The organism is Magnetococcus marinus MC-1, from assembly GCF_000014865.1.
Classification (GTDB): Bacteria; Pseudomonadota; Magnetococcia; order Magnetococcales; family Magnetococcaceae; genus Magnetococcus; species Magnetococcus marinus.
Map to the genome: position 1 here is coordinate 2414540 of NC_008576.1, position 15654 is coordinate 2430193.

Annotated in this window: 11 protein-coding genes and 3 tRNA genes; 8 read left to right on the top strand and 6 right to left on the bottom strand. The window is 54.2% G+C overall.

What is annotated here, in order from left to right; all coding sequences use genetic code 11:
* Nucleotide 1: 1 nt before the first annotated feature.
* Nucleotides 2-88: transfer RNA gene (locus MMC1_RS09930), tRNA-Leu, on the bottom strand.
* Between the two features lie 225 nt (nt 89-313).
* On the opposite strand from MMC1_RS09930, the gene MMC1_RS09935 reads away from it, so the two are divergent.
* Complete coding sequence (locus MMC1_RS09935; RefSeq protein WP_011713593.1) at nt 314-679, top strand: NifB/NifX family molybdenum-iron cluster-binding protein; 366 nt, start codon at nt 314-316, stop codon at nt 677-679.
* Nucleotides 680-762: 83 nt separating this feature from the next.
* Here the strand turns inward: MMC1_RS09935 and MMC1_RS09940 are convergent, their stop codons facing one another.
* Nucleotides 763-1953: an O-succinylhomoserine sulfhydrylase gene (locus MMC1_RS09940; RefSeq protein ID WP_011713594.1), complete on the bottom strand. Its 1191-nt coding sequence runs from the start codon at nt 1951-1953 to the stop codon at nt 763-765.
* A gap of 144 nt (nt 1954-2097) precedes the next feature.
* On the opposite strand from MMC1_RS09940, the gene MMC1_RS09945 reads away from it, so the two are divergent.
* Nucleotides 2098-2184 (top strand) — tRNA-Leu (locus MMC1_RS09945).
* A 235-nt stretch (nt 2185-2419) separates the two neighbouring features.
* Here the strand turns inward: MMC1_RS09945 and MMC1_RS09950 are convergent.
* Nucleotides 2420-2495 (bottom strand) — tRNA-Phe (locus MMC1_RS09950).
* Nucleotides 2496-2585: 90 nt separating this feature from the next.
* Between MMC1_RS09950 and prmA the strand changes: the two genes are divergently transcribed.
* From prmA to MMC1_RS09980, 6 genes are all read left to right on the top strand, one after another.
* Nucleotides 2586-3485 carry a 50S ribosomal protein L11 methyltransferase gene (gene prmA, locus MMC1_RS09955; RefSeq protein ID WP_011713595.1) on the top strand — a complete coding sequence of 300 codons (900 nt, stop codon included), beginning with the start codon at nt 2586-2588 and terminating at the stop codon, nt 3483-3485.
* Between the two features lie 127 nt (nt 3486-3612).
* Nucleotides 3613-4671, top strand: a complete 1059-nt coding sequence (gene mtnA, locus MMC1_RS09960) for an S-methyl-5-thioribose-1-phosphate isomerase (protein WP_011713596.1) — start codon at nt 3613-3615, stop codon at nt 4669-4671.
* Nucleotides 4672-4895: 224 nt separating this feature from the next.
* Nucleotides 4896-5648: a motility protein A gene (locus tag MMC1_RS09965; RefSeq protein WP_011713597.1), complete on the top strand. Its 753-nt coding sequence runs from the start codon at nt 4896-4898 to the stop codon at nt 5646-5648.
* A gap of 51 nt (nt 5649-5699) precedes the next feature.
* Nucleotides 5700-6473, top strand: coding sequence for an OmpA family protein (locus MMC1_RS09970; RefSeq protein ID WP_011713598.1), 774 nt, complete (start codon nt 5700-5702; stop codon nt 6471-6473).
* 181 nt (nt 6474-6654) lie between these two features.
* Nucleotides 6655-7248, top strand: a complete 594-nt coding sequence (locus MMC1_RS09975) for a PilZ domain-containing protein (protein WP_011713599.1) — start codon at nt 6655-6657, stop codon at nt 7246-7248.
* A 33-nt stretch (nt 7249-7281) separates the two neighbouring features.
* Entirely contained in the window at nt 7282-8847 is a 1566-nt protein-coding gene (locus MMC1_RS09980; RefSeq protein WP_011713600.1) for a hypothetical protein, read from the top strand.
* A gap of 230 nt (nt 8848-9077) precedes the next feature.
* On the opposite strand, the gene amt is transcribed toward MMC1_RS09980, so the two are convergent.
* From amt to MMC1_RS09995, 3 genes are all read right to left on the bottom strand, one after another.
* On the bottom strand, nt 9078-12872 hold the full coding sequence (gene amt / locus MMC1_RS09985) for an ammonium transporter (protein WP_011713601.1): 3795 nt from the start codon (nt 12870-12872) through the stop codon (nt 9078-9080).
* A gap of 236 nt (nt 12873-13108) precedes the next feature.
* Entirely contained in the window at nt 13109-13441 is a 333-nt protein-coding gene (locus MMC1_RS09990; RefSeq protein ID WP_011713602.1) for a thioredoxin family protein, read from the bottom strand.
* A 7-nt stretch (nt 13442-13448) separates the two neighbouring features.
* The gene (locus MMC1_RS09995) at nt 13449-15551 is read right to left on the bottom strand and encodes a Sel1-like repeat-containing protein kinase family protein (RefSeq protein WP_041641136.1); all 2103 of its coding nucleotides are present in this window, start codon (nt 15549-15551) and stop codon (nt 13449-13451) included.
* Nucleotides 15552-15654: the final 103 nt, after the last annotated feature.

A 15654-nucleotide genomic window follows, 5' to 3' on the forward strand; every position in this document is an offset into this window, starting at 1 on the left:
ATGGTGCCGGAGGCCGGAGTCGAACCGGCACGCAGTTGCCTGCGGCAGATTTTGAATCTGCTGCGTCTACCAATTTCGCCACTCCGGCACTGAAGGAGGCCGAATTTACCCTAACCTTTTTTCTCTGTCAACAGATTATTGGTCCATTTCAAAAAATCATAACAATGGGGCCACGGCTGCCTGCCCCACCACCCTACGATGAAGATAGGCAAGGGGAATAATAAACCGTTTCATTGAACCTGATCCGGTGTGGCATGTCTTAACGGCATGATGGATTTTTACTCAAAAACCCAAAAACCAGCCAGGAGCCGTTATGAAAATTGCTGTCACCAGCCAGAACAAACACAGCGTCACCGGCCATGCGGGTAAGTGCCGTAAATTTTGGATTTATGAGATTAAAGAAAATGCCATTGAGGGTCGCACACTGCTGGAACTGCCTATGGAGCAGGCTTTTCACAACAGCTCGCCCCACGAGCCTCACCCCTTAGATAACATACAGGTGTTCATCACGGGCGGAATGGGCGGTGGCGTGCGCCAACGTTTGACCAGCAAAGGCATTGATTGTGTCATCACCGAAGAGAGTGACCTAGAAACGGCGGTTAAGCACTATCTGGCCCACCTAGCCAAGGGGGAGCCTTTATCCGGCAAACAGATCCCTATCCACATCCGCGAAGCTTAAGCCCATACCACGCCGCTCAACAGACAAGGGGCTGCCAAGCTTTGCGACAAGCAGGCTCAACGCAACACCCGGCCCCTTGGCTGCTACGCCACACTCGGCAGAGCTTGCATCAGGTCATCAACAATATCCTGGGCATCTTCTAGGCCGATGGAAAAACGCACCAAGCCCTCCCCAATGCCAGCCTCAATGCGCTCTTTTTGTGGAACCCGCGCGTGGGTGGTGGAGGCGGGGTGGGTAACCAAGGTTTTACTGTCACCCAAATTGGCCGTAATGGTCGCCAGTTGCAGCCGATCCATAAAGGCGTAAGCGCGCGCCCGATCCTCCAAATCCAAACAGAGCACGCCGCCAAAACCGCGCATCTGCTGGCAGGCCAGCCCATGTTGAGGGTGGCTCTCTAACCCTGGATAGCGCACCTTATGGGTGGTATCCGCCCGTTCAAACAGCGCTTGGGCCACCTGCATCGCATTGGCACAGTGACGCTCGACCCGAAGCCCCAGGGTCTCTAATCCTTTGTACAGCACCCAAGCGTTAAAGGGCGAAAGTGCCGGGCCGGCATTGCGCATATAGGTACGCATGGGACCTTCAATCAGCTCCACATCGCCGACGATCCCCCCCCCGAGCACACGCCCCTGACCATCCAGATATTTGGTCGCGGAATGGACCACCAAATGGGCCCCCAAGTTTAAGGGGTTTTGCAAAATGGGCGTGCAAAAGACATTATCTACCACCATTTTAATGCCATGCTCCTTGGCCAACTGCCCGAGGGCGGCCAAATCTGCCATCTCTAAGGTGGGGTTGGCGGGGCTTTCCAGATAGAACATTTTGGTGTTTGGCCGGATGGCACGGCGCCACCCATCCATGTCGGCCAGCCCCACAAAATCTATCTGGATACCAAATTTGGTCAGATAGTTTTTGGCCACGTTGATGGTCGAGCCAAACACCGAACGGCTAAGGATAAGATGATCCCCCTGCTGCAAAAGCTGCATGAACACCCCAAAAATGGCCGCCATGCCCGAGGCGGTGGCAACACACGCTTCGCCCTCTTCCAACTCGGCTAGGCGCTGTTCAAAAGCCTCTACCGTGGGGTTGCTAAAACGGCTATAAATATTGCCCTCCTCTTCATCTCCAAACACAGCGGCGGCTTGACCGGCGCTATTGAAGAAAAAGCTGGAGGTCACATGCATGGCCAAACTGTTTTCCCGTGCGTCACTGGCGTGCAGGCCAGCGTGCAGGGCACGGGTATTTTTGCCATAACGCGTTTTACCATTTTCCATTTGTGCAATCCTCACGACAAAAACAGCGACCGAATGGGATTCTCATCTTAGGGGGTTTGTATGTTTTTGTCGAGTCAAACGCCATAAACTTCACTTTGCGACTTGACCTAGGGCAGCATGATATGGAGTATAGGGGGCACGCGAGCCCGCATGGTGAAATCGGTAGACACAAGAGACTTAAAATCTCTCGACCTTTTGGTCGTCCCAGTTCGACTCTGGGTGCGGGCACCACCTGAATATAAAGGATTTTTAGCCTAAAAGGCCCGGTCATTTAGACCGGGCCTTTGTTTTTTTGTAGGCCTATTAGCCGTGCTTTAACTTTTTTCTCGCTTGCCAGATCGTGCGCAACCCATCGTGGGGTTCGGTGGCGGTCTCTTCATAACTGGGCTGTGTGAGGATCGTGGGGGGGGAGCGGTTTTGACAAAAAAATAGCCACCCGTTAAGGTGGCTATTTTTTTAATATAAGTGGTGCCCAGGGTCGGAATCGAACCAACGACACGTGGATTTTCAGTCCACTGCTCTACCGACTGAGCTACCTGGGCGTATCACATTTTTTAACCTTTAGGCCGTGTCCCTTAAGGTGGATAAGGTTATAATGCGGCTCCCCGTTCAAGTCAATAAGGAAATTCACCATGTGGACACTTTCTTTTGAAATCCCCGCCACCGTTAGCGAACATATTTCCCAATGGCTCATGGATATAGGAAGTATGGGAGCCTCCATCGAAGATATCGGCCAAGCCCCTGTCTTCGACCAAGGCGGACACTTTGAACGCTGCCTTATCCACGGCTTTTTTGACGAAAAACCCCCTGCGACCCTACTAGAGATCCCCCTACAACTGCTGCTGCAATCCCTAGGCATTCAATCCATGCCCACCCTGCTGTGGCAAGAGCAACAGGAGCAAGATTGGCAAAATGCCTGGAAGGAGAATTTTCACCCCATCGAAGTAGGGCAACGGCTGCTTATCCTGCCCTCCTGGCTAGAAGAGCCTGCCCATAACCAGCGTATCGTGCTGCGTATCGACCCCCAGCAAGCCTTCGGTACCGGTGGCCACGAAACCACCTTCGGCTGCCTGGAACAGCTCGACAGGCTCTCTCTACAGCAGACCCCAGTAAGCATGCTAGATCTAGGCACCGGCTCGGGCATTCTTGCCATCGCCGCCCGCAAACTGGGCATCCCCCACGTTATCGCCACCGATAATGACCCCATCGCAGTGGCAACCGCCCAAGAAAATGGCCGGCTCAATGGCATCGTATCGGGTTTGGAGGTGCGCCTCTGCGATACCGTGCCCCAAGATGTCACCGCGCAACTGATCACCGCTAATATTCTTGCCCCGGTCATTCAAGCCATGCTCAAGCAGGGTTTGAAAGGGTGTTTGCAGCCAAAAGGCACTCTGCTGCTGTCAGGCATTCTTGCAGGCGAACAAGCCCAAACCATTCGCATGGCCTGCCAACAACACCAGCTCATGGTGCAGGAGCCGATCCATATTTACGGTGATTGGGTGGTCATGCGCGCCCAACACACCATGAATTGACCCAAAGCCATGTGCAGAGTACTTTGTGACCTCTGCTTGAGTGTCACATCCCCGCGCCTACCCGCTGGGAAACACGATAACCCCTTAACCACCACACCTGCCCGTTGGATCTTGAAGGAGCTTGACCATGAGTATCTTTGATGTCGCAGTTTGGGATGAAGCGGAGCATTGCGCGCGCATGCTTGACCAGCGCCGTCTGCCCAACGAAGTGGTCAACCTCTACTATCGCAGCGCCGCTGAAATGGCCGATGGTATTCGCGATATGGTGGTCCGTGGCGCCCCGGCCATCGGCTGTGCCTGCGCCTACGGTGTCGCGGTCGAGGCCAAAAGATTGGCCAAACAGGGCATCCCCAGCCATTGGCCCACGGCCATGGCCGAAGGTATGGCGACATTACGGCAAAGCCGCCCCACCGCCGTTAACCTAACCTGGGCACTGGAACGCATGGCCCCCTTACTGGAGACCACCCCCCCCCATGAGGTTCCCCAACGCCTGCTGCAAGAGGCCCACGCCATTCGGGAAGAGGATATTGCCTCCTGTCGGGCCATGGGTGCCCATGGTGCGGCCCTGCTGCCCACCAACAGCCAACGCCCAACCGTCATTATGACCCACTGCAATGCCGGTGCCTTGGCTACCGCAGGCTATGGCACTGCTCTGGGTGTTATACGTGCTGCGCATACCGCCCAACAGGGCAATCTACGTGTCATCGCCAACGAAACCCGCCCCTACTTGCAAGGCGCCCGTTTGACCGCATGGGAGCTGTTACAAGACCATATTGACACCACCCTGATTACCGATAATATGGCGGGCTGGTTGATGGCCAATGGCGAAGTGGACGCCGTTGTGGTGGGGTCGGACCGGGTAGCGGCCAATGGCGATGTGGCCAACAAAATCGGCACCTATACCCTGGCGGTACTGGCTAGGCGGCATGATATTCCCTTTTTTGTTGCAGCCCCCCTCTCTACGGTGGATCTACGCTGCCCAACCGGGCGGGAGATCCCCATTGAAGAGCGCAGCGCCAATGAAGTAACCCATTGCATGGGCATAAGAAGTGCGGCAGACGGCGTTAAGGTGCGTAACCCTGCTTTTGACGTGACCCCAGCCGAGTTGATCACCGCCTTTATCTGTGAAAAAGGGGTGGCAAAAGCGCCTGATCAAGAAAAAATTGCAAAGCTTTTCCAGATCTAACCGATCTTATAGGGAGGAAGCTCTGCGCAATCGTGGGTGCTGCTTGTGGCAGTGCGGTTAAGAGATCCTAAAATGTGCGCAAATGCCGCGATGCAAGAACAAGTTACTGCGGATACAACTTTTTCTTGAATTTTGGCACGCTATTCGCTTATTAATCGGCGCACAACCGTTTTTTGTCAACGTTCCGGCGCTCACACCGTCTGGAGGGTGAAAGGGATACCATTATGGATCTGGCAACAGTCATCGGCATTGTCATGGGGTTTGCCCTGATTCTCATGGCCATCATGCTCGGTGGTGACTTGGGGATGTTCATTAACGTACCGAGTCTTCTTATCGTGCTTGGCGGTACCGTCGCCGCCATGTTTATTAAGCATAAGATGAGCGACGTGTTTGGCTCGGTGGGCGTTGCCATGAAAGCCTTCCTGGTCAAACCTCAAAATCCTGAGCATACCATCGGCCAACTGATCGACATGGCCAACATTGCGCGTAAAGATGGCATCTTGGCCCTGGAAAAGGTCAAATCAGAAGATGCCTTCTTGCAAGGTGCGGTCAACCACTGCGTGGATGGTGCGGACCCCGAGTTTTTGGAGAGCGTGCTGCGCAAGGATCTGGAGTATCTCGCCAGTCGCCACGGCAAAGGTGTTGCGATCTGGGAAGGTATCGGTGAAACCGCACCTGCGTTCGGCATGATCGGGACCTTGATTGGTCTGGTGCAGATGCTCGCCACCATGGATGATCCTTCCTCCATTGGTCCGGCGATGGCGGTGGCCTTGTTGACCACCCTGTACGGATCGATCTTTGCCAACGTGATTGCCATTCCCTTGGCGGTTAAGCTGACCATGTACAGCCAAGAAGAGCAAGTGGTGCGGGAGATCATTATTGACGGCATGATCGGCATCCAAAAAGGGGTAAACCCCCGCATGTTGCAGGAAGCCCTTAAAGCCGCCCTGCCCCCCAGCCAACGTGATGCCGATTGATCCTTGTTAAGGCGATCTGGATAAGATTCAAGGTCAAGGAGGCCACAAGGGATGGGTAAGAAATGTCCACCATGTAAAAAGGGCGCACCAGGTTGGATGGTGACCTTCGGGGATCTCATGTCCCTGCTGCTGACCTTCTTCGTGCTATTGCTCTCGTTTGCGCAGCTGGACATCGTGAAGTTTGAGAAAGTCTCAGGCTCCATGAAGGATGCCTTTGGTGTGCAACGTATCGAACAGATCAATGCGATCCCCACGGGCAACACCATTATCGCGCCAGAGTTTGCCAGCGAAATGGTGCTAGTGCAGCTGCGTGAAAAGGTTGAAAATGTGTTGGGTCCCATGGTGGATAACGGCGAAGCAGAGATGTATACCGACCAAGATGGCTTTGTCATGCAGATTGATTCCGATACCACCTTTGTGCCCGGTACCCTGCAATTGTCAGATACGTTTCAGGCTAAATTGACGGAGATCTGCAACATTTTAACAACCCACCCTGACACCAAGAACAATAAAATTCGCATTATCGCCCACACCGACACAACCCCCCCGCCCGGCGGCATGCTCCCCACCAATTGGGCGCTGTCTGCTGCACAGGCCGCTGCGGTAGTGGGTTATATGAGCACTCAAGGAGGCGTGGACCCTGTGCGCTTAGAGGTGCGTGCTAAAGGTGAATTTGCGCCCAAAGAGTCCAATGACACCGCCGATGGGCGCTCTAAAAATCGCCGTATCGAGATTTTAATCTCGCGGGAGACCGTACCCAGTGTCATGGAAGAATATGTGGACGACAAAACCTTGCAAGGATCTGAAAAACCCGCCTCCCCCTGAAGGTTCGCAGACAAGCATAGAGAGAAAGGTCGCACATAAATTGGGTGCGACCTTTTTTTATGGCATGCCGCTCAAAGATAATAGCCATAGGATTGAACGCGATTGCTTGGCAGTGTGGCTTGGATAGGGTATTCTTTGCCTCCTAGATGAAGAAGTTTCGAGCAGCGGAGTTCCCGATTCCATGGCGGAAAAAATTTCACAATCACAACGCGAATTTGTGCGTATTGATGATCTACTCCCCCTTGCTTGGCAATCGGTGGAACCGGAAGCCTACGCAAAAATTGCCGAATATTATGAAAATCACCGCATCTTCCCCCCAACCCAGGGTGGCCTTAACCAAAGCCTTAAGTCTTTGGATATTCGGGATATGTTGCAAGATCTGCAACGTACTGATCCCAATTTATCCCATATTTTAGGGCGGCTAGACCAAAAACTTAATCTCCTGCTCAAACTGTTTCATCCCCAAGATAACGACCTACCCATGGCCCTTACCCCGGTTAACCTAAGCGGTGGAGGGCTGGCTTTTTGGGAGCAAGACCCGTCGTTGGAGAGCGGTACCATTATCCAAATGCGGCTGGCCCTCTCTGAAGATGCCCTGTTTGTGGTGGAGTGCTATGCCCGGGTTATTGTGGTTATACCCAATGATCGCGATGGTATGACCCGTGTGGCGGTTAAGTTTGACCCGGTGCTACCCCATGACCGGGAACAGATTATCCAACATATTTTCCGACGTCAAAACGAACTGTTACGCACCAAAAAAGGTAGACGTTCCTGATCGACCCCTTCGGTAATGCAGTAGAGACAAGCTATGTCTAATCGCGCACAACAACTGGATGCCGCCGCAGAACGGGTCAAGGGCCACCGTATTGCCTATGAGATCCCCATGGGCACTCCCTTTTGGTGGAAACGCCTAACCCGGCGCGAAATGGCCGCCCGTATGCGGGTTTTCCGGGACGATGGACGGCTGCGCTTTACCCGCTTTGGTGTCTCGCGGGATATCCGTAAACTGCTTGCTGAAGATGAGGTATCCCCCCTACCGACAGACGGTTCCCTACGCAACAACCTCTTTACCGCCCTGGACCACAAACTTAACCTACTGTTGCAGGGGGCCTCGCCGCCACCGCCACAAACGGTGGTCCACCGTTTGGCAGATAGTGCCTTTATCACCGGTGAAGGCATGATTTTTAAAGAAATCTCGCCGCGTATCGAGATTGGTGACTACATTGAGATCCAGTTTGCCATCTCCGTCACACCACCCTTTTCTTCGCGGGGCTATTTTGAGGTGGTGCAAATTACCCCCGATACGCAAGATGAAAAGCGCTACGAAATCGTCTGCTGCTATGCCACCAGCACCTTTCCTGAAAAAGATGCCCCGCTGCCCGAGCCCGAACAACAGCCCGAGCCTAGCCCCCAACCTGAACCCGCCCCCACCCCTGCACAGCTTGCCGAGCAGGAGCGGCAAAAACGGCAAGCCTATCGGGTTAATGATGATGTTCTGTTCCGCTGGCGCGTGATCCGGGAAGGGGAATTTAACCAGATCGAGCGCTACTATAAAGCCAATAACCGTAATTTCCCGCCTCTGCGCCACGATCAACGGTTTGATGGCTGTGTCAAACTGTGGGAAGAGGTGCACGTTCGCTTTCGCGCCTCCAACCCCAAAGCCCATAGTCCGTTAGCATGGCTTTTCCAGCAGATAAAACTTATTTATCTCAGGAGCAACCATCCTCAGGAGTTGGATTTTACCCTAGAAGTGCTCAAACAGGTGCTGGAGGTGGCTGAGTTGCATGCCACTACCTTTAATAGCAACCGGATTAATGAAATTCTTGGCCTGCTCAAGCGCAAGCTGGAATTTATGATCAAGCGGGATCAAGCGTTTATTGGTGGCGATGGCGATGGCCATAAAAAAATGCTGGATAACCTGCTGGAAGTGGAAAAAAGAATCGCCCAGGTGCGCGAGAAACTGGAGCTGAAAGAGAATAAAGTAGCGACCAGTGTTCACTATCTGTCAGAAAATATGAATCGCATTAATCTGAGCGATGCTGATTTTCCCGAAGGGGGCGAGGATCCCAATGCGGAGCGCTTGCTCTACCCGGTTAATATTAGTGCCACTGGCATCGCCTACCGCACCCACAAAAAAAACTTGGCCAAGGGCAGTTTTGCCGAGCTGCACATTGATCTTTCCGACGATGGCAAGCATATAAAAACCTGGCGGGCATTTGCCAAACTGGTCATGATCCAAGGGCCAGACCCATCCATGAACTACCGCGTGGCCTCCATGCTGCTGCTTCAACCTCCTGGAATGGAGGATGCCGTCATGGCCCATATTTTACGCAAACAACGGGAACTCATTGCCGCTGAAAAAGGACTTCTGTAAAAGTCCTGACCTACGCAATAATCTCTATTAAGAGACCGTTCAGATGAAGCCTCATGGTGTGCATAAACCCACGGCCCGTACGGCCTACTCATAGGAAAAAGCGTTTGTTCAGCCCAAACCGACAGAGGACCGCGCCGCGCGTGATCATTTATGCGCTTCAACCGCTCTCAACCGTTTTTTTGGTTTGTGTGCCCCCCCTCTAACACGACCCTGTTTTATGCCCATGTTGCCTAGGTGCGCACCGGTTCAGGTGCCGCCCACCCGACGATGCAGTTACCATACGGGGGGTGTTCCAGCTTTGGTGTTTGACAGAACACCACAAAAGCCTCGGGCTCCATCGGTCGAGCAATGCCAAACCCTTGGGCACGATGGCACCCCAGGTCTTGTAAAAAGCCCATCTGCCGCAGATCTTCCACCCCTTCGGCAATCACCTCAATGCCCATACCCCGAGCCATCTGTACCATGGCTGTTACCAAGATTCGGTTTTGGGGATCTTCTGGAATGCCCACCAAAAAACGGCGATCCAGTTTTAAGGCTTGAATTTGTAAGCGGCTTAGCCGCGCTAACGATGAGTAGCCAGTACCAAAATCGTCGAGCTCCACCTCCACCCCCAATTTGGCCAAACCGGCTAAAATCTCACCTGAACGCTCAGGGTTCGCCATTAAACCACTTTCAACGATCTCCACCGCCAAGCGAGAGGGTGAAATTTGATAAGCATCACATGTGGACATCAATATCGAAGTTAAACCACCACCATCCAGGTGAAACTGCTTGGGCGAGGCATTAATACTAATACGAGGCGGCTCAAAACCGGCATCTAACCACGCCCGGATCTGCTGCACCGCCAACGAAACCACCACTTCACCCACCTGTACAATCAGCCCGCTCTCTTCGGCCATGGGGATAAAACGGTCTGGCATCACCACTTCACCGGTGGGCAAACGCCAGCGCACCAGCGCTTCGGCCCCGGAGAGGCGACCGCTGCTAACCTCCACCTGCGGTTGGTAAACAAGAAACAGCTCACCCGCCCCTAAGCCGCGTCGCAGCCCCTTTTCTAGGGCGATACGCTCTAAAATCTGTTGATTTAGGGATTCGGTAAAAAACTGCACATTGTTACGACCATGATCTTTGGCTTGATAAAGGGCGGCATCGGCGGCACGCATCAATCCCTCATCATCTTGGCTATCGTCAGGATAGACCGCCACCCCAACACTGGTCGAGATGTTGGCCTCGCCCGCCTTCAGATAAAAGGGCTCCGTTAGGGTTTTTATAATCCCCTCGGCAATGCGCGAAAGATCCTGACCATTTTGAATGTTGGGTAGGATCACCGTAAACTCATCCCCCCCCAAACGGGCCACCGTATCGCTGCTACGCACAGCTGCATTAATCCGCTCGGCGCATTTTTGCAGCAGCTCATCCCCTGCTTGGTGGCCCATGGTGTCATTAATGGGCTTAAACCGGTCCAGATCCAAAAAAAACAGCGCGACCCGACCCGCAGAACGGTCCGCCTGGGCCAGTGCTTGATGCAAGCGATCTTGAAACAGCCGACGGTTGGGCAAGCTGGTAAGGGGATCAAAGTTGGCCTGCCGCCAAATCAGCTCCTCCTGGGCTTTTTGTTCGGTTAAATCGGTAAAAACCGCAATGGTGTTCTGAGTGCTACCATCGGGGCGCCGCACCAGTGACAGCGAAAGCCGCTCAGAGGCCAACGCCCCCTGCTTGCGCTGGCCCATGACCTCGCCACTCCAGTGACCGGTTAAGGCCAAAGCTTGGGCCATCTCATCAAACTGGCTCTTTTCATAGCGGGCGGAGAGAAGATGGCGTAACTCTAACCCCCGCACTTCGCGAGCGGTATAACCCGACAAGCGACAAAAGGCTTGATTGACCTGCTCTACCCGCCCCTCACCATTAAAAATCACCACCGACTCGTTGGTGCTTTCGTAAACCGTTGCCGCCAAACGCAACGCCTCCTCACTGCGGCGGCGTTGGGTGACATCCTCAACAATAACCACCACCATGGGCGTTAGGTTGCTCTCCAACACAATAGGGGAGATCACCATGCGGGTCCAAATGGTCAAATGGCGTGCCTCGCACAGGCAGCGCACTTCGCAATTTTCTTGCGGCGAGCGCCCCTCTATCACAGCGTCCAAGCGTGCCGCCACTTCTTGTTGATCCTGCGGATGGGCCAGTTGGGCTAAGGGTGGCAGGGCATCGCGATGGTGGGAGAGTTCCAACATTTGCATCAATGCGGGATTGGCATCCACCACCCGTTGTTTGGCATCAATTAAGGCCATACCCAGTGCCGCACTGGCAAACAGGGTGCGAAACCGCGCCTCACTGGCTTTAATGGCTAACTCGGCCTGTTTGCGTGCGCGAATATCACGGAAAGTGCCAATCAGCATCTCACCGTCCCCATGCGAAGCGCGGGTAATGGCGAGCTCCAGTGGAAAGGTGTGACCATCGGGCAGCCGCCCTTCCCCCTCCTCATGCAGGCCCAGCCAAAAACGCTGGGGCGTAACCCCAACCACTAAATCGCTTAGGGTAAGATGGGCAAAGGCCGCACTGCTACGCCCAAACACCGCTTCGGCCATTGGATTGTGCGCGGTAATTTGGCCACTGTGAGGGTCGATGATTAAAATGGCGTCTCCGGCGGTTTGAAAGACCGCACGTGTCTTAGCAACCGCCGCTTCCATGGCATCCATCACATGGTTATAACGGTCGGCAATCAAACCAACCTCGCTAAAGGGATCAACCTCAGCCCGCAGACTCAGATCCCCCCCCTCGGCTTGCGCCCGCAGTACCCCTAGAAAACTGGATAACTCCGTCTGCGTGCCGTGCTCTGAGATGTTGAGCCCCTGCCACTCTTGCTCCGGCGTTACCCGCATGGGAAAACGCCGATTAATCACGCGCAATACCAACCAAGGAATGACAAACGCCACCAGCGCCGCAGCCAAAACCCCTTGTAACTGCGCCCAAAGCTGCTCTAGGCGGCTTAGTCCGGTACCCAGCTTGTGCAAATCCCCCAACAGTGCCACCGCCAGGGTACCCCACACCCCCGCACCCAAATGTACCGGTACGGCCCCCACCGCATCATCAATGCCATGGCGGAGCATCCAATTTTCCATCAACAGCGCCACAGGAGCCGCCAACAGGCCCGCACCTAATGCAGCTAGAGGGCTCAAGGCATGGGCCCCAGCCGTTACCGCAACCAGCCCAGCGAGGGTGCCATTAATGGCAGAAAGCACACTGGGCCGTCCTTCACGCCACCAACTCCACAGCAGCGCTCCCATGCTGCCCCCAACCGCACCCAGGCAGGTCGCCAACACCACCGGCCCAATACGGGCATCCAAACTAAGGGTACTACCGCCATTAAAACCGATCCAACCAAACCATAAAATCAAGGCACCCAAGGTGGTCAATGGAAGATTTGATGCCGTAATGGGGTTGACCGAACCATCGGGATTAAACCGCCCGGTACGCGGCCCAATCACCAGCAACAGCGCCAACGAAAACCACCCCCCCACCGCATGCACCACCGTAGAACCCGCCCAATCTACAAACCCCGCCTGCCCCAACCAACCCAGGGAGAGACCACGATCTAGGCCATTCCAGGCCCAATGCCCAACGATAGGATAAATGAGCAACGCCATGCCTGCGGCTAAAAACAGGTAGGCACGAAACCCCAAGCGCTCCGCAACCGCCCCCGAGACAATCGTGACCGACGTTGAGCAAAACATCGCTTGAAAGAGGAAAAAGACCATCTGCAAAGGCTCTTCCGAACCAATGGAAAAGGGGGTACCCCAGCCTAGCCATCCTTCCATAGAAGTGCCAAACATTAAAGGGTAACCAAGGGCCAAAAAGGCCGTGACGGAGACCGAAAAATCCACCAGATTTTTCATCGCCACGTTGATGCTGTTTTTAGAGCGGGTTAGGCCACTTTCAAGACATAAAAAACCAGCCTGCATCAGCAACACCAAACCGATGCATAACGTAACCCACAGTAGATCTAATAATGATTTATCCAGCATGATCCCCACCATCGGGTGAAATGCCAAAAGAGCGCTTATCCCTAAGGGCAAGGCCGGGGCCAAGCCTAGCCCCGGCGCTATAGATTTCCTGAATCTAGCATATTAATTGGTTTTTCTGATGGTTAGAAAAAATAATCGGCGGGATAACGGCCCTGACTCAAGGGGGATAACGCGATACAGCGGAACGTCTGATTGCTCATATTTTAGGCATACAACCCTCTTATTAGGCAACCATGCTAAACATTCATCAAACCGGCCAACCAAACCAGACATTCAGCCTCTGTCATCACGCCTGTGCGGGTATCCACAATATGCCCGTTGCTAAACAGCATAAAGACCGGCACACCGCGTATTCCATAGCGGCGCGATGGTGTGGGGTTATGATCAATATCCAGCCGCACGCAGCGGAGCTTGCCTTGTAATTGTTGCGCAACCGCTGCATAAACCGGAATCATCTTGCGGCTATTGCCACACCACGGGGCCCAGAATTTCACCAGCACCATACCGGTTGCCATGATCACATCAGCCGCAAATTGCTCTTCTATAATATCGGCGACCAAACTTTCCATGGGCTGTTTAGGCCTCGCTATCGCGCTTAAGGCGGGCGCGGGGGCGGTGGCTGTAGGCACGATAGTTGGTTAATTCGGCAGCCCGATCCTGTAGCTGCTTGAGGGGTTGACGGGCTCGACTCTCTCCTGCGGCCAGGGCTTTTTCGTAATAACTTATGGCGGTGGCAAGATCTAACTCCACCCCATTGCCCCGCTCATAAAGCCGCGCTAGATGGAAACAGGCTGGGCCATCGCCAGCTTCAGCACCACGCTGATAGTAGCTCAGCGCCCGCGCCATATCCTTGCCATCCATGCTCAAACCCTGCTCATACAGCAGCCCTAACGGATCCCACGCGGCGGCAAACCCCAACTCAGCCCCGCGTAAAAACCACGCTTCTGCCATCATGCCATCGGAGTGCCCTTCTGGCCCCTCTTTATACAACAGTCCCAATTCATAGGCGGCTTCACCACTGCCCTGTTCCGCTTCTCTCTCCAACAAATCTATGGCCGCACGGATATTGCTCGCCACCCCTAAACCTTGGGCAAAAAAACGCCCCAACGCGACCTTAGCCAAAGAGACTTGCCCATCGGCTGCCTTTTGATAAAGGGTAAAGGCTCGATGTAGATCCTTTTTCACCCCTCGCCCTAGCTCGTAGAGTTGGGCCATTTGATAGTGGGCTTGCGGATGATTTTGGATCATCGCTAACTCAAACCAGGGCGCCGCTTTTTGCAAGGTCAGTTTTTTTGCCCGCCCTTCACGAACCATTAAACCCAGATGCAACTGAGCATCGGCATTGCCCTGGCCAGCCGCCAATTGAAAACAGTGCAGCGCCTTTTTATGATCCTGCTGGCCCCCATCGCCATACCGATAGATGCGCCCCAGCTGATACCAGGAGGGGGCATGATGGCGCTTAGCCGCTTGGTAGAACCACCGTTTCCCCTCCTCGCCTCCATCGCCTAGCTCTTGCGCTACCTGTAAAAAGAGCAGTCCCAACTGGTACATGGCCGCCACATCCCCTAACGTCGCGGCCCGCTGGTACCACACGGCAGCTGTGAGCGGGTCGGCCTGTTCCCCGCTTAGTTTCATCCAGCCCAAGGCTTTTAACGCAATGGCAGAACCATGACTGGCCGCTTCGCTATAGGCTCGCTGGGACTCTTCACTATCTCCATGTAGCCAAGCATGGTCGCCCCTGCGCAAAACCGTAAGCAGCGGGGTGTGGTGCGATTGCTGAAGATTGCGTTGTTTAAAGAGATGTTGAACCCCCTCCAACCAAGCCTGGATAGATTGGGGACGCGCCGCAGGCTCTAGAGTCAGCGCGGCGTCAATGGCCGCCAAGAAGGGCTCTGGATAGCTACCCGCGCCCACAATTTTTGCGGGGATGAGGGGATCATCCCAGCCAAATTCACGCTGATAGCGTTGGCGTACCCGAGCATCACAGGGTACAAAACCGGCCACCGATTCATACAGCATGGCCGCCAAGCTGTAAATATCGCTGCATGGTCCAATGTGTTGGGTGCGATTTAGGGCCACCTCTGGCGCACTATACCCCACGGCGGGGGTATTAAGCGTGCGGCTAGGCTCACCCACCTTGATCTTCTCCACACCGGTAAAGCCGATACAGACCGGAACGCCATCCTCAATATCCAACAAAATGTGGTCTGGTTGTAAATCTAAATGCACAACTCCCTGGGTATGCATTTTTCTTAAAGCAGAGCCCAAATCGCAGGTTAAGTTGAGCAGTTCACGGGGGGTTAGGCCTCGACGTTTAAAACGCTGTTGCAGGGACTCCCCCTCCACGTAAGGGAGCAGCATAAAAAGCCCCCCATCGACCATAAAGGTGCCCCTGGGGGTCGCCAAAGAGGGGTGCCGAATATTCTGTAAATAGTTATTTTGCGCCAAAAAAGCCTGCCGATAGCGCTCCAAAATGGTTTCACTGCCGAGAATGGGTTGCAGGTGCCCCTCCTCACCCCGGCGGGCATAGTGACGCGGCATGAACTCGCGCAATGCCACGCGGTCTCCATTGGCATGCTGGGCCAGGTAGGTCACCCCCAAACGACCACGCCCTAAGCAAGCTTGGATGGTATAGTCTGATACACGGGTATAGTTCGGTAAAACGTCGCTAATGGGCATCGTATCTCTAATCATTTAGACGCAGGAGTTTCTAAGCGATCTTGCCACAATATCCGCTTTTTTTGGGTGTCACATGCCGCTAGGGCAGCTTTCTTAAGAAGCC

What these genes read in the sequence shown, in the direction of transcription:
- MMC1_RS09935 (WP_011713593.1), top strand. Translation starts at nt 314, where the DNA reads ATGAAAATTGCTGTCACCAGCCAGAACAAACACAGCGTCACCGGCCAT.
- MMC1_RS09970 (WP_011713598.1), top strand. Translation starts at nt 5,700, where the DNA reads ATGGGTAAGAAATGTCCACCATGTAAAAAGGGCGCACCAGGTTGGATG.
- MMC1_RS09940 (WP_011713594.1), bottom strand. Translation starts at nt 1,953, where the DNA reads ATGGAAAATGGTAAAACGCGTTATGGCAAAAATACCCGTGCCCTGCAC.
- prmA (WP_011713595.1), top strand. Translation starts at nt 2,586, where the DNA reads ATGTGGACACTTTCTTTTGAAATCCCCGCCACCGTTAGCGAACATATT.
- MMC1_RS09980 (WP_011713600.1), top strand. Translation starts at nt 7,282, where the DNA reads ATGTCTAATCGCGCACAACAACTGGATGCCGCCGCAGAACGGGTCAAG.
- MMC1_RS09965 (WP_011713597.1), top strand. Translation starts at nt 4,896, where the DNA reads ATGGATCTGGCAACAGTCATCGGCATTGTCATGGGGTTTGCCCTGATT.
- MMC1_RS09995 (WP_041641136.1), bottom strand. Translation starts at nt 15,551, where the DNA reads ATGCCCATTAGCGACGTTTTACCGAACTATACCCGTGTATCAGACTAT.
- amt (WP_011713601.1), bottom strand. Translation starts at nt 12,872, where the DNA reads ATGCTGGATAAATCATTATTAGATCTACTGTGGGTTACGTTATGCATC.
- MMC1_RS09975 (WP_011713599.1), top strand. Translation starts at nt 6,655, where the DNA reads ATGGCGGAAAAAATTTCACAATCACAACGCGAATTTGTGCGTATTGAT.
- MMC1_RS09990 (WP_011713602.1), bottom strand. Translation starts at nt 13,441, where the DNA reads ATGGAAAGTTTGGTCGCCGATATTATAGAAGAGCAATTTGCGGCTGAT.
- mtnA (WP_011713596.1), top strand. Translation starts at nt 3,613, where the DNA reads ATGAGTATCTTTGATGTCGCAGTTTGGGATGAAGCGGAGCATTGCGCG.